Annotated in this window: 14 protein-coding genes and 2 pseudogenes; 4 read left to right on the top strand and 12 right to left on the bottom strand. The window is 60.3% G+C overall.

Features of this window, described 5'->3' with window-relative positions; genetic code table 11:
- Positions 1-492: 492 nt before the first annotated feature.
- Positions 493-647: pseudogene (locus IVB13_RS38420) on the bottom strand (uridine phosphorylase); the annotation flags it as partial.
- Between the two features lie 17 nt (positions 648-664).
- On the opposite strand from IVB13_RS38420, the gene IVB13_RS38415 reads away from it, so the two are divergent.
- A complete protein-coding gene (locus tag IVB13_RS38415) occupies positions 665-1,288 on the top strand; it encodes a class I SAM-dependent methyltransferase (RefSeq protein ID WP_018456335.1) in 624 nt (207 codons plus the stop codon).
- A 104-nt stretch (positions 1,289-1,392) separates the two neighbouring features.
- On the opposite strand, the gene IVB13_RS38410 is transcribed toward IVB13_RS38415, so the two are convergent.
- From IVB13_RS38410 to IVB13_RS38390, 6 genes and pseudogenes are all read right to left on the bottom strand, one after another.
- Positions 1,393-1,806, bottom strand: coding sequence for an MAPEG family protein (locus IVB13_RS38410; RefSeq protein ID WP_247368676.1), 414 nt, complete (start codon positions 1,804-1,806; stop codon positions 1,393-1,395).
- Positions 1,807-1,851: 45 nt separating this feature from the next.
- The gene (locus IVB13_RS38405; RefSeq protein WP_247368678.1) at positions 1,852-2,337 is read right to left on the bottom strand and encodes an SRPBCC family protein; all 486 of its coding nucleotides are present in this window, start codon (positions 2,335-2,337) and stop codon (positions 1,852-1,854) included.
- Positions 2,334-2,651 carry a metalloregulator ArsR/SmtB family transcription factor gene (locus tag IVB13_RS38400; RefSeq protein ID WP_247492611.1) on the bottom strand — a complete coding sequence of 106 codons (318 nt, stop codon included), beginning with the start codon at positions 2,649-2,651 and terminating at the stop codon, positions 2,334-2,336. The genes IVB13_RS38405 and IVB13_RS38400 overlap by 4 nt, the downstream gene beginning before the upstream one ends.
- Before the next feature lie 201 nt (positions 2,652-2,852).
- Positions 2,853-2,977, bottom strand: a pseudogene (locus IVB13_RS40560) (GrlR family regulatory protein); the annotation flags it as partial.
- Positions 2,978-2,994: 17 nt separating this feature from the next.
- Positions 2,995-3,978: a dienelactone hydrolase family protein gene (locus IVB13_RS38395; protein ID WP_026233144.1), complete on the bottom strand. Its 984-nt coding sequence runs from the start codon at positions 3,976-3,978 to the stop codon at positions 2,995-2,997.
- A 323-nt stretch (positions 3,979-4,301) separates the two neighbouring features.
- A complete protein-coding gene (locus IVB13_RS38390; RefSeq protein WP_247492608.1) occupies positions 4,302-4,640 on the bottom strand; it encodes a hypothetical protein in 339 nt (112 codons plus the stop codon).
- A gap of 315 nt (positions 4,641-4,955) precedes the next feature.
- On the opposite strand from IVB13_RS38390, the gene IVB13_RS38385 reads away from it, so the two are divergent.
- Together IVB13_RS38385 and IVB13_RS38380 are read left to right on the top strand one after the other, a co-directional pair.
- Entirely contained in the window at positions 4,956-5,846 is an 891-nt protein-coding gene (locus IVB13_RS38385) for a DUF418 domain-containing protein (RefSeq protein ID WP_247492764.1), read from the top strand.
- Positions 5,732-6,121: a DUF418 domain-containing protein gene (locus IVB13_RS38380; protein ID WP_249804230.1), complete on the top strand. Its 390-nt coding sequence runs from the start codon at positions 5,732-5,734 to the stop codon at positions 6,119-6,121. The genes IVB13_RS38385 and IVB13_RS38380 overlap by 115 nt, the downstream gene beginning before the upstream one ends.
- 590 nt (positions 6,122-6,711) lie before the next feature.
- Here IVB13_RS38380 and IVB13_RS38375 read toward each other — a convergent pair.
- The gene (locus IVB13_RS38375) at positions 6,712-7,185 is read right to left on the bottom strand and encodes a methyltransferase domain-containing protein (protein ID WP_247492607.1); all 474 of its coding nucleotides are present in this window, start codon (positions 7,183-7,185) and stop codon (positions 6,712-6,714) included.
- Positions 7,186-7,695: 510 nt separating this feature from the next.
- Between IVB13_RS38375 and IVB13_RS38370 the strand changes: the two genes are divergently transcribed.
- On the top strand, positions 7,696-8,982 hold the full coding sequence (locus tag IVB13_RS38370; protein WP_247492605.1) for a hypothetical protein: 1,287 nt from the start codon (positions 7,696-7,698) through the stop codon (positions 8,980-8,982).
- A gap of 149 nt (positions 8,983-9,131) precedes the next feature.
- On the opposite strand, the gene IVB13_RS38365 is transcribed toward IVB13_RS38370, so the two are convergent.
- The 4 genes from IVB13_RS38365 to IVB13_RS38350 form a co-directional block, all read right to left on the bottom strand.
- Entirely contained in the window at positions 9,132-9,836 is a 705-nt protein-coding gene (locus IVB13_RS38365) for a GrlR family regulatory protein (protein ID WP_018456325.1), read from the bottom strand.
- A 398-nt stretch (positions 9,837-10,234) separates the two neighbouring features.
- A complete protein-coding gene (locus tag IVB13_RS38360; protein WP_247368689.1) occupies positions 10,235-11,056 on the bottom strand; it encodes a tetratricopeptide repeat protein in 822 nt (273 codons plus the stop codon).
- 32 nt (positions 11,057-11,088) lie between these two features.
- Positions 11,089-11,772 (bottom strand): substrate-binding domain-containing protein, encoded by a 684-nt coding sequence (locus IVB13_RS38355; RefSeq protein ID WP_247368692.1) that lies wholly within the window; start codon positions 11,770-11,772, stop codon positions 11,089-11,091.
- Between the two features lie 18 nt (positions 11,773-11,790).
- The gene (locus IVB13_RS38350) at positions 11,791-12,492 is read right to left on the bottom strand and encodes a GrlR family regulatory protein (protein ID WP_085352980.1); all 702 of its coding nucleotides are present in this window, start codon (positions 12,490-12,492) and stop codon (positions 11,791-11,793) included.
- Positions 12,493-12,639: the final 147 nt, after the last annotated feature.

The following is a 12,639-nucleotide window of genomic DNA, read 5'->3' as shown; positions in this document are numbered from 1 at the left end:
CCAAGCCCAATAATGCTCAGTGGCGCCACGTTGGAACTGGAAACCGCAATCCTCCAGTAGACATTGGTCGGACCGCCGGCGTTTAGGTTCAACGCGGCCTCACTGTTGCTCGGGTTTGCAATGGAAAGCGGCCTTCTTGGCAGGCGCAGCTTCGATTAATTCGGTTATGCCATCGAGCGTAATTCGGTCGGTGATACGTGATGCTATGTACTTGTACCGCGCAATGCGCTGGTCGATCTCGTCACATTTCTCACACCTAGCTCACCGCGATTGTCAAAGGCGGGAGCGTGCAGGACTCTCTGTCACCGATAAAAGCCAAGGACCGGGCGGCGATCACGAGACTCTAAACCAGATACTCAGTTCCAGATACAGGAACGAATTTGGGCCACTTCTTAATCAACTTGGGCCGGTAGCGTGGGAAACCGGCTCAACGAAGCAATCTTAGAAGTGATCGCCAGCTCGGAATTTGCAGGTCATGGTCCGCCTTGGTCACCTGACGAGATCGCCGTCCGGGTCTAGAATGCAGACCTCCGGACATCCTGCCGTGGCAGGCCGCGCTGTCGCCGCGCTTCACGCAGGAGCGCCGAGGGCGAGAACACTGAAGGGATGGAGTAATGCTTGCGGTCGAGTATTGGCGGGGTCAGCATGGAAGGGATCGGGTTTCATGACGATTTCAGGCCGGGCGGCCCATTGGGAGAACGTATACGAGAGCAAGGGCGAACGCGAGTTAAGCTGGTTCCAGGAGAGCCCGTCGCCTTCGCTCGAATTGATCGCACTGGCCGCCGCAGAGCTTACCTCACCGATTGTTGACATCGGCGGTGGGGCGGCTCGGCTGGTCGATGCGCTGCTGGCGGCTGGATATGCAGATCTGACCGTCCTTGATCTGTCCGACGCGGCGCTCGCGGCCTCGCGTGCACGGCTCGGTGCCGCTGGCGACGCCGTGCATTGGATCGTCGCCGATGTGACGACATGGCAGCCAGCGCGCCATCATGACATCTGGCACGACCGTGCAGCGTTCCATTTTCTCACCGCGCCGGAAGAACAAGCGGCTTATGTCGCGTGCGTCCGAAGAACCGTAAAAATTGGCGGTCATGTCATCATCGGCACATTCGCAATCGATGGTCCGGAGAAATGCAGCGGCTTGCCCGTGACACGTCACACCGCTGACAGCATCACCGCACTGCTCGGCGCCGGCTTCACATTGACGGATCATCGGCGTCATAAGCACGCGACGCCGTGGCAATCGGTACAGAATTTCCAGTTCAGCAGCTTCATCAGATCATGCTGAATTTCACGCTGCAGCCCACGTCTGCAGGGCCACAACTTGCGAATTGCACAGATCACTCGCTTCGGGCCAAAAGCCGCTGTCGTCAGGCGGCCAGCGTTGATACCCTAGTGGATGGCTGCCAGGGCGGTTACGACAATGAGGATGACCGTTACGAGGGCACCTGAAACATAGAGAATGGTTCTGACGCTGCCGCCTTTGGCCGCGTTACCGCCGCGCAAATAGACCGCAACGTGGATCAGACGAATTGCGACATAGACCCATACAAGCGTTGCAAGCGTGACGGGTCTTACCCCTACCAACGTAGCCAGGACTGTCGGGACGACAAAAGGCGGCAGCGCCTCCACTGCGTTCATGTGGACGCGATCGATCCGGTACAGCAGGTTATCGTCATCCAACGGCAAGACAGGTCCGGAGAGTGCCCCGGCCCTGCCTTTGGAGAATCCTGAATAGACCGCCAGCAAAATTGACAGGAGGCAAAGGGCAAGCACCCCGACAATGCTAAGCCAGTAGGCTGTCATAAGGACCTCCGCAAATGCGATCACGTCGCATAGGTTACGCGGATATCATGTCTCGCGGGCTATCCGCTCGGCGAACCGTTTCAGGTAGAGCGGCCAACCCTGATCGCCTTCAACGCCTTCGCTCACGCCTTCCCAACCTTGGCCATGACGTTCGAGGTGACGGTGCTCAAGTTCCAATCGAGTCCGGCTTGGCGTCTCGGCAATGAACCGCACCTCCCATTCACTGGTCTTGTCTGGATCGGTTTCGATTTGCCAGCGCGGGCTGATGTCCCAGCTTAGAAGCACGCGATTCGGCGGCTCAAAAGCCAACACACGCGCCCAGCGGCATTCGCTGCCGTCGACACCTCGATCATAGATGTGACCGCCGACCCGGGGCTCGAACACGGTCTCTGCGATGGGCACGGAGAGCAGATTGTGCTCGCGTGGTTTGAAGCTGCCGAAGTCTTCCGTAAAGACCTTAAACGCGCGCTCGATAGGCGCCTCAACCACGATCGATTGTTTGATGGGTGCCGCCGATACACGGATGCTCATTTCTGGTCCTCCACTGATTTTTCTACGGCCACTTTGTACGCAGCCAGTGTGCTGCTCCAGAACCGGTCAAGCCAGGCGCGCATCTGGCTGAGCCCCGCTGGATCGATGTGATAAATGTTGCTGGCTCCCTTCGACTCGGCACGAACCAAATGAGATTCGCGCAGCACCTTCAGATGCTGAGAGACGGCTGACTGGGAGACAGTCAGTTCACGGGTGAGTTCAACGACAGTGCGCGGCCGCGCGCCCAGCAATGCGAATATTCGTCTGCGGGTCGAATCGCCCAGAGCGGCCAGTTGCACGCTGTCTTTCGCCATGCTTCGCCGAAGGGTTGCCGTTACGGTAGCGGATCTATCATTAGCCATAACTAATGATAAGCATAAACTAATGATCTCGTCAAACGTGATGATATTGGGCCAGACGTCAGCTTGGGCTCACTTGCCGACCTCGCCGCGGTCGCACGTCAGGCCTGCGTTACCCTCTCGGCAGACATCCGAGATCTCTGAGTAACCGTTCTGGGCCCGCCTCATCAGCTTGAGCGATGCCGCCAATCGCAGGCTGCGCTTCCCAGCGAGTGCGATGCCTTCGAGCTCGCCGCGAGATAGTAGAAGAACGCATCGCCGCCCAGGATGCGGCCGTCCATCGCGCATAGATCGGCTGCTAACGGCTCTCGCCCTGGCGAACGAGAGTCTCTCGAAAGAAATTGATGATGCTGGCGTTGAACTCGCGATGGAATGCCGTCCTGTCGAAACCCGGCGGGTCAGTACAGAAGCGAGGAAGCTTCTCCGCGAACTCTGCTGTGCATGGCGACAGGAAAGCAAAATGACCGGCAGGCACCACGCGCACTTCCTTTTTGCCGGGCAGCGACTGAGCAACGAGCGCTGAGTTTTTCGGGTCTACGCCTGCGCCGCCAAACTCTGATCGCCAGATCAGCAGCGGGATTGTGATGTCTGCCAAGCGGTCGGCGGGAAAGGCAAAGTTAATTGCCGTATCGGCGAGCACTGCGGCTCGGATACGAGGTTCGTGAGGCAAGCTGCTTGGTATGTCGCCGCTACGGAGTTGCTCGCATGCCCGCGTTCGGTTCGCGTCCGAGCAGTAGAGCGCAAATCTCCGGAGATCGGGATTGCCGCCCGCCAACACCAATCCGGTATAGGCGCCGAGCGAAAACCCAAAGAAGCCGATCCTGGAGGAATCAATCGCAGCCCGGTCTTTCCAGTCATTCAAGATGAAATCAAGCAATCGGATAATGCTGGCGGGCCGGGTTGCCAGAATGGAAAGGCTGTCTCGTTGCGAGGAATCGTTTCCATTGTCACCCGGAAGGTTGATCGAGGCGACGACAAATCCAGCGTTTGCCAGGGCCTGCACCGTGTCATCGTGTTGTCCGAACCAACCGCCGCGTCCGTGCGAGACGATCACGAGTGGCAAGTTCGTTCCTGTGACGGGACAGTCCTTCGTACCTTCAATCGATTCAATGAATTGGACAGTGAGTTTGCCGAGGGGCACTCGTTGCGCCGCTGCTGCGCAAGGGTACCATATAGCGCCAGCCAGATTTGGATCGGTATCCAGAAGCTGAACACCGGCAGCTTGCACAGGCGACATCAAGCAGCCGAGTACGGCAGCACAGATCCAATACAGTTTGGCCATCAGTGCCCCCATTCGCCAGCGAACTCTCGGATCAAACTTGGCCGAACTGTGCCGCATTGACTGCCGCTACCAGCCTCGCGCAGCTTGCACGTCGGTCCGCCTCCCGCTGAGCCGCAAGCAAGCAAGATGAAAAGACCAATAAAACGCAGGGAAACGCGCCCATCGCAGCCCCGAACAACATGTGCGCAGCGTAGGTAGAGCTTGCCAAAAGGCAAGCTTCGGCTCTGTGACGTTGTTCACAATTATAATCTGGCTGGTCGTCCGAACGTCTGCAACGGGTTACAAGCCGACATCGCCGCGAGTCGCAGGGCCAGATACAGGCCCTAACGTTTGCTGGCAAACAGCTTGCGCTGCGCAAGATTAACGTAAGAATCGGGCCAATCGACCTCTCTCTTAGATTCCGGAAGAGATTGCCTCCGGTCGGCATACTCGAAGTACAGCGTCCCGTGGACACCTTGCGCATCGCGCTTCAAAATGGGGCGCTCCCATACGGGCGACAATATTCGCAAAGCCTGCTCTTCCCCAGCGCGTTCGGTAAAGTCCTCAATCAACTCCATGTCTTGGCCCGGGCCGGGAAAGATAGCAGCGAACTCATCATCGGTCGCTTGAAACAAGCTGAACGTCGGGTTGACCGCGCGATCTATAATCTGAATGTTCTTCAAGCTCTCCTCCCGGAATCCACGACCATAGGCTCTCTAGTACCGATGCACCGAAGTCCGCTGCAGGCCAATACCAGAACTGAACTGGCCCAATCTCCTGCCCCAACCTATAGTGCTCGTGCAATGGTCGCCATAAGCTGTGAGAGCCGCTCCGGCCCTGTAAACCCAATCGAAACTATCGATGTGCTTCGCGGCCTGGCGTTGCTCGGCGTCCTTGCTATTAACGTCGTCACTGAATTCCGCGTCTCAATCTTCGAGCAGTTCTTACCCGCCGGGCGACCGGCACCTCCGTTTGACCGCGCGGTCGAGACAGTCTTGATGCTCGCGGTCGATATGAAGGCATTTGCCCTGTACTCACTGTTATTCGGAGTTGGACTTGCCATTCAATATGAGCACCTCTCGACGAACCCGCATCGCGCGCTTCTGTTGTTTCGCCGTCTGATCGCCTTGCTGACGTTTGGACTGATTCACCTTTTCCTGATCTGGAATGGTGACATTCTTACCGAATATGCGATCGCAGGGTTAGTCGTCCTACCATTCCTGTTTGGCCCCCGCTGGCTGCTTTCATGCGGCGCGGCGACATTCCTGGCGCTGTATTTGGCCATGCAGGTGTGGTCCCCTCCTGGATTGTTTCCCAGCTTGGCTTCGTTGCAACGCCATGTGCTTGAAGCCAATCAGGTCTATGCAGGGGGCAGCTTCGGGCAGGTGCTGGCGTTCCGGGTCAGCGAAATCCCCGTGATCGTTCCTCTCCACATCTACGTATTCCCGCGGACGATAGGGCTATTTTCGATTGGTGCCCTCGTCTGGCGCAGCAATGCCTTGAGGAAGCGAGATCGTCCACTCCTGTTCTTGACAGCAATCAGCTGTACTGGGCTAGGCGCAGTCTTGATCCTCCTAAGAGTAAGCGGCGTCGTAGCGGGCGTCGGTCTCCGCGCACTGGCCACTCCCACCGGCACGATCCTGCTGGCTTTCGGCTACGGTGCAATGATCATCGCCGTCGCCGATCTGGCGAACGGCAAGCGATTGCTGGGCTGGGCTGCGCCGCTAGGGCGCATGGCATTCACGAATTACCTCGCTCAGTCCATGATCTTTGGCTGGATTTTCTACGGATACGGCCTCGGGCTATTTGGGCAGCTCGGGGCGGCCGAAGCACTGCTATCGGGCTTTTCGTCTACGTCTGCCAGGTATTTGTCAGCGGTTGGTGGTTAGACCGGTACAGGTACGGCCCGGTCGAATGGTTATGGCGGACACTGATGTACGGCATACTGCAGCCGATGTCTCATGATCGTCTGACCAGCTCGAGCAAGCGCCCAGCCGAGGTCTGCCAGGGGTCAAAGGCTGCCCTCTTCAGCCAGCATAACCTTGGTCGGGTCACTTGCACGAAGCGGACATCGCCGCGCTCTGGGCTGAGGTCAGCCACGGGCCAGAAGCGGGCATCGCCAAATGAGCCCCCCGCTCAAGCCTCATCGTGCAAGGATGGATGAAGTTCACTCCCCTCAGGACGGTGCATCGCTCGGAGGTCGACGACCGGATGGCATTCGGCTTTGAACTTTAGGAGCTGATGCTTGGAGGAGTTCGATGGAGCGCTTGATTAGCGCGACCATCGCGGCAGGACTGATAAGTGCAAAAGTGCTCAAAAGTCCCGTGCAAACCGGCGGATCATCCACTCCCTCGGGGGCCGCGCGGCTAGGCCAGCGGTCCGCTAAGGGCCATGCCGTCAGCGGACGTATCAAGCAGTTGCGGTGAGTAGGTGAGCCGCTATCGGGAACGATAACCCGCTACTACCCACGTATTTTCCCAACTCCAACTTGGTATCTTCGGCCAGGTGTTCGCGAGCCACCTCGCTTGCTTGCGATACATGACTGGCCAGTGGCGAACCCGCAACATAGCTAGGTACAAATCGTTCGACGGATGGAAACTCGATGGCACCGACCCTCCGTTGAACCGTGATATCCTGAAAGTTCGCAGCAGCGACAAGTCGGCTCAGCTCATCGGCATCGGCGAGTCCAAATGGAGCTCGCATGATTGTGGCCGCCGCTGGACCGATGTGGCGCTCCAGTATTTTGGCTAAAGATTAAAACCCGGGACTTTGATCGATGCCGCACCACACCATGAGGGCGAGCCTTCCCCTTGAAGATAGAACTCTGCGCATTTCGCGCAAAGCAGCTGGTCTGTCGGCGAAGAACTGGAGGCCGAGTTGGCAGTACGCAATATCAAACGCGCTGTCAGCGGACGGCAGTTTGTCTGCACTGGCCTCCTGCCATTGAACCGAGGCAGCGTCATCGGCCATCCCGAGCGATCGTGCCACGTTCAACATGCCAGGATTGAGATCGATGCCCGTCACGATCCCGGTAGGGCCCACCTTCACCGCCGCGAGGCGCGCCACTATTCCAGTGCCGCAAGCAATATCGACTACGCGTTCGCCCAGCTTCGGCCGAGCGAGGTCTATCAGGACGGGGGCCCATGGGCCAAACACAGCCGGGACCAACTCCCGTTCGTACACTTCGGGCGCACTACCAGCGACCTGCCACTGACCTTGCTGCTCCATCAGATGATGCCAAAAGGACGTTCGCTCCTGCGCTTATAGCTCAACACAGCGATGTCCGCCACGGGTGGTCAAAAGCGCGTCCGCTCCCTCAGCGAAGTGCAGGCTCTTTTCGAGCTTGACGGCGAAATAGTTGCGAGGGGCGGCGGTGCAATCACAGCCCGATGGCATCGCTCCGCATCTTCGATCTGAAGTCGAAGATTTTCCAGTTCTGAGAGCCGGCAATAGAGGTCGTTGAGCCGAGAGGCCAGCTCAGCTTGAAAGTCCTGCATGATCGCCCCCATTACTCAAATTCGCTACCGGACCGCGAAGCAGCGGTCGTGCGCGGCTTCATTAAGGCATGTGAATCCCGTTGCGATCCCGATGAGTTCCGAGTATCGGAACCCGACCGTCCACTCCCTCGGGGGGAGCTCGATGCGTCGGACTCCGCGGTGGGTCAATAGCCGTGGGCAGTCAGGGCGGGCGGTCTACCCTCAACTTCGGACATGAGCGGGCACCGCAAGCGCGATTGCGATGGGGCCACTTCCAGACTTCGCCGATGGGTATATAGAATCATCGTCCACCCTGGAGAACGGCGAAGTGGCCCGAATAGAAACCTTCGTATGGATCGTAACGACCTTCATAATCATTTTAGCCACCGCTCCACTACGGGCTTTGGCAACACCGGAAGCGTCTGCATGCGGGTACCTCGCTAGTCAAATTGATAAGGCGCAGCCAGGGCCGTTGTTTTTGCCCAGCTATCCGACCGTGGAATCGGGGCCTCTCCATGGCGCCGCATACCTCTATGACAATGCGGTGGCCGTCATCGCGTTGGTCGGTTGCGGTGAGCGAGACAAAGCAAGTCGGATGGGCGCGGCGATCCTCTGGGCCGTCGATAATGACCGGACCTGGCATGATGGACGGCTCCGAAACGCTTACGCCGCGGGTGTGGTGGCGAATGGCTCCGCCAAACTTCCGGGTTGGTGGGACAATAATCGGAACGAATGGTTGGAGGATCGATATCAGGTGGGAAGCGATGTTGGTAACATGGCATGGGCCATGTTGGCGTTGCTGTCGATTGATGATGTGAACACCGGCTCCCCGTTTCACGATGGTGCAGCGCGGCTTGGCGCTTGGGTCGCGCAATGGGCCGATACGCGCGGTACTGGCGGTTTCACGGGAGGTACGTTTGGGCACGAACCGACGCCGGAAGTGCGGACGTGGAAATCGACTGAACATAATACTGACCTCGCCGCCGCGTTTGGCCTTCTTGCGATCCGCACAGGCGATTCGCGCTGGCGCGATAAGGCAACGGTTGCCGAGTACTTTGTAAATACGATGTGGGATCCGGGGTGCGTCTGTTTCGCCGCAGGAACCGCTGAAGACGGTGTCACGCATAATCCGATTTTGGCTCTGGATGCCCAGATCTGGCCTTTAACAGCGCTTCACGGAGCGGCCGGGAAATTTGCATCGGCAATGACGACCGCCGAACAGCGAATGAGTGTCGGCGGAGGCTTTTCTTACGGTGAAGACCGAGACGGTGTGTGGACCGAAGGTACGAGCCAAATGGCTCTCTTGATGAAATTGCTCGGCAAGACGAAGAGGGCAGAATCGCTGATCGCTGTCATCGAATCCCAGAGGTCGCCCGATGGTGGGTTCTATGCCACGACTGTCCGCGCGTTACCGACGGGGTTCGTGTTGGACACCGACCCGACCAAGCCGCGAAACTATTTCCGATTGTCACATCTTGGCGCAGCTTCGTGGGCTGCCCTTGCGGAACGTGGGTTCAATCCCTTTACGATGACAAAAGGACTTCCCTAGCTGAGCCGCAGTGCTTCTCGTCTCGGCCGTTTCGATCTGTCCTGATTTCGATATGTCCGCTTGGGGGTCACTTGCCGACATTGCCGCGGCTCGGACGTCAGGCCTGTTCAGCCTCTCGAGCGGAGATCCCAAATCTTTGAGTAACCGCCCTACGCCCGCCGCATCAGCTTGAGCGAGGCCGCGAGCCGCAGGCTGCGCTTGCCGGCGAGCGCGATGCCTTCGAGTTCGCCGCTGTCCGCCGTGCAGGTTCCGGAGAAGCCGATCCCGACCTCATAGCCGCCGAACACGGGGTTCTCGCCTTTTGCCGGCGTATGCTCCTGGTTGAGGATCTCGCCCTTCCAGCGGCCGTCAGCCGAGGAATAGGAGCCGAGATAGTAGAAGAACGCATCTCCGCCGAGGATGCGGCCGTCCATCAGCAGCATGACGCCGGAGAGCCCGGCATCGACGCCGTCGAGCGCGCGCAGATGGATCGCATAGAGCCCGTTCACCACCCCGCCTGGACCGATCGTCCCCTGCGGCGGCAACCCCTCGTCATCGAGCCGCGTGAGATTGGCCCAGAAACCGGCGCCCGGCATCGTGTCCGCGCTGCCCGCGAGACGGATCTGGTTGCCGACGAGTCGGCCGCGCGCGCCGATCGCGGCGACATCAGCCCCCATCAGCGGCTTGTAGTTGGGATCGTCGTTGTGCCGTTCGGTGATGACTTCGGCGATGATCTCGCCGTCGCGCTCGAAATAGCTTCCGAGATGCGCGAAGGCCGAATTTCCGCCCAGCAGCTTGCCATCATGCATGCACATGATGCTGCGGCCGAAGGCATCGTTGACGCCGTATTCAACCTTGTAGAGCCCGTCCAGCAACGCAAGTGACCCGCAAAATCATAAGGAAAGCACGCGCTACCTAGCACTGCCATCGCATCAAGACCATCGGGCTTTTTCGCGCAGGGCCATTCGCGAAGCCACGCCTGCCATGATGCCATCATGCGCCTGTTTTGCCCGACGGCGCAAGCAATTTCGGCAATTCCGCATATGGCGATTTCACACCATTTGCAGGCCTGTGATTTCAACCACTTGGCTACTGTGCATGGGGTTGTTTTTCGAGTTTTTTTGTTTGGCCGGTCGCGAACGGTCCTTGCGCACTCACCAAAGCCGGCTTCGAACCCGCCGGCCGAGGCGCTACGGCATGATCCGGAAAAATGCGCAGCGGTTTCCCGAAAAGATCATGCTCACAAATAAATCTACAGCGCGTTCATCGGGCTTTAGAAGCACAGCGTGGTGACGAGCTTGCCCTGCTTGTCCTTGATCGCATAGGGACAGCGCAGCCGCTCCAGCGCCTGCTTGGCATCCTCGTCGCCGAGCGCTGCGGCGCGCTCGTAGTAGGATTTCGCGGCGTCCTTGTCCTTTGGCCCGCCGCGGCCCTCCTGCGCGAAGGCGCCCATCCGCTCCAGCGCGCCGGGATGGTTTTGCCCGGCAGCCTTTTCGAACAGCGCGCGCGCCGCGGCGTCGTCCTTCGCCCCGCCCGTGCCTTCGGAGAGCATCATGCCGAGCTGGTACTGCGCCTCCGCGTTGGTCTCGGCGGCCTTGCCCAGCAATGCGCGCGCCTGTGCGGGATCGGCCGGCGCGGCACCGCCGCTGCCGCCGAGCGCGGCGAGATTGCTGATGCCGCGGGGATTGCCGGCCTGCGCCGCCTTCTCGAACAATTTCCGCGCCTGCGCTTCGTCCCTGGCGACGCCGGAGCCGGTACCGTAGGCCACGCCGAGCTCGACCATCGCCGCACTCGATCCCTTGTCGGCAGCTTTGCGCCAGGCTGCCATCGCGTCCGCCGGTTGCCGGTTGGCCGCATAGGCGCGGCCGAGCGCGAACATCGCGCGCCGCGACGACGACGCGGCCTGCTTGCAGAACTTGATGGCGGTCGCAACGTCGGAGGCCGCAATCTCGGTCGCGCCCCTGACGTCGGCCGGCTTGTCGGGATCGCTGGGATCGGCCGCGACCCGGTCGCACAGCACGAGGTCGGCCGATTGCCCATGCGCCGACAACGGCACCGCAAGCGTGAGAAGGATGGCAACGAGGAAAGTCCGCATGGACGCCAGGTTGCGTCGCAGTCTCGGCAAATTCAAGGCTCGAGTCCCGATTGGCGCAGCACGGGGACCACCTCGGGCGATGCCAGATAGCGCAGTAGCCGGTCAGCGGCGTCGGCGTTCTCGGCGTTTGTCATCCGACCGGCGGAGAACACGGCCGGCGTTTGCAGATCGTGCGGGATCGGGCCGACCACCTCGATGCCTTCGACCTGCTTCAGCTCGCTGATCTGCTGCACCGCGAGGTCGGCCTCGCCGCTCACGAGCCGCTCCGCGGTAAAGCCCTGCTCGACGATGGTGGCCTTGGCGTTGATCTCTTCCGCGATCCCCATCTGCGCGATCAACCGGGCGAAATAGACCCCGCTCGCCCCCAGTCGCGAATAGGCCACCGACCGCGCCGCGAGCAGCGTGTTGCGCAGTGCGGATGCCGTGGCGATGTCGGGATGTGCCTGCCCTGCCCGCACCGCGATGCCGACGAAGGAGCGCGCGAGATCGGCAGCGCTCTCGGCGATCACACGGCCCTCGCCGATCATCTCGTCGAGCCCTTCGCGGGTGACGATGACGAGATCGGCGGCCTCGCCGTCGCGCAACCGTTTGAGCAGCGCCAGCGTCGGCGCGAAATCGGCATCGATGTGGACGCCGGTCGCGGTCTCGTACGCGGAGGAGAGGCTGCGCATCGCGCCCATCAGGCCGAGCGTCGAGAGCATGCGAATTGTTTCCATCAGCGATTCCCGTGACGATCAGGCGCGGTGCATCAGCTTGAGCGCGGCGGTCAGGCGCAGGCTGCGCTTGCCGGCGAGCGCCGTTGCCTCCACCACCGCCTCTTCGGCATCATAGGTGCCGGAGAAGCCGATGCCGACCTCGTGGCCGCCGAAGATCGGATCGTCCTTGGCCGGCGTGTGCTCCTGATTGAGGATCTGGCCCTTCCAGCGCCCGTTGGCGGCGGTGTAGCTGCCGAGATAATAGAACGATGCATCGCCGCCGAGGATGCGGCCCTTGTTGAGCAGCATCACGCCGGTGAGACCGCCGTCGACGCCATCGAGCATGCGCAGATGCACCGAGTAGAGCCCGTCGGCGATACCGGCCTCGCCGACACCGCCGGCGATCGGCATCTCGTCTTCGGTGATCGGTGTCATCAACGACTGAAAGGGTACGCCGGGCAGCTCCTTGAGCTCGCCCTTGAAGCGATAGAGATCGCCGTCGGCCCAGCCCTTGGCAAGCAACGTCGCATCGTCCGTGCCCGCCATGGCGCGATAGTTCGGATCGGGGTTGTGGCGGACGGTGTTGATCACGACGTCGACGCCGGCTTCGGTCTTCACGTAGGTGCCGATATGGGCGAAGGCCGAATTGCCGCCGAGCATCTTGCCGTTGCCGGCATGCATCACGCTCCGGCCGACCCGGTCGCCGAGCTGAAATCTCACCTTGTAGAAGCCTTCAAACACCAGCCGTCCCCGGCCCTGCGCGCACCCAGACGCACTCTATCCCGCTTTCGGCGGCGATGGACAAGTTTCCGGCCATGAGGTCCGATGAGTCTCCGCAACGGCTGTCAGCAAAATGAAAAATCCGCCGAAGCCTTTCGGCTTCGGCGG

This window comes from Bradyrhizobium sp. 17, assembly GCF_023073515.1.
Lineage (GTDB): Bacteria > Pseudomonadota > Alphaproteobacteria > Rhizobiales > Xanthobacteraceae > Bradyrhizobium > Bradyrhizobium canariense_D.
This window is presented reverse-complemented; position numbering and strand designations above follow the sequence as displayed.

Bases quoted from the DNA above. Each gene is read 5' to 3' on its own strand.
- IVB13_RS38415 (WP_018456335.1), top strand. From the start codon at position 665: ATGACGATTTCAGGCCGGGCGGCCCATTGGGAGAACGTATACGAGAGC.
- IVB13_RS38410 (WP_247368676.1), bottom strand. From the start codon at position 1,806: ATGACAGCCTACTGGCTTAGCATTGTCGGGGTGCTTGCCCTTTGCCTC.
- IVB13_RS38405 (WP_247368678.1), bottom strand. From the start codon at position 2,337: ATGAGCATCCGTGTATCGGCGGCACCCATCAAACAATCGATCGTGGTT.
- IVB13_RS38400 (WP_247492611.1), bottom strand. From the start codon at position 2,651: ATGGCGAAAGACAGCGTGCAACTGGCCGCTCTGGGCGATTCGACCCGC.
- IVB13_RS38395 (WP_026233144.1), bottom strand. From the start codon at position 3,978: ATGGCCAAACTGTATTGGATCTGTGCTGCCGTACTCGGCTGCTTGATG.
- IVB13_RS38385 (WP_247492764.1), top strand. From the start codon at position 4,956: ATGCTCGCGGTCGATATGAAGGCATTTGCCCTGTACTCACTGTTATTC.
- IVB13_RS38375 (WP_247492607.1), bottom strand. From the start codon at position 7,185: ATGGAGCAGCAAGGTCAGTGGCAGGTCGCTGGTAGTGCGCCCGAAGTG.
- IVB13_RS38370 (WP_247492605.1), top strand. From the start codon at position 7,696: ATGGGGCCACTTCCAGACTTCGCCGATGGGTATATAGAATCATCGTCC.
- IVB13_RS38360 (WP_247368689.1), bottom strand. From the start codon at position 11,056: ATGCGGACTTTCCTCGTTGCCATCCTTCTCACGCTTGCGGTGCCGTTG.
- IVB13_RS38355 (WP_247368692.1), bottom strand. From the start codon at position 11,772: ATGGAAACAATTCGCATGCTCTCGACGCTCGGCCTGATGGGCGCGATG.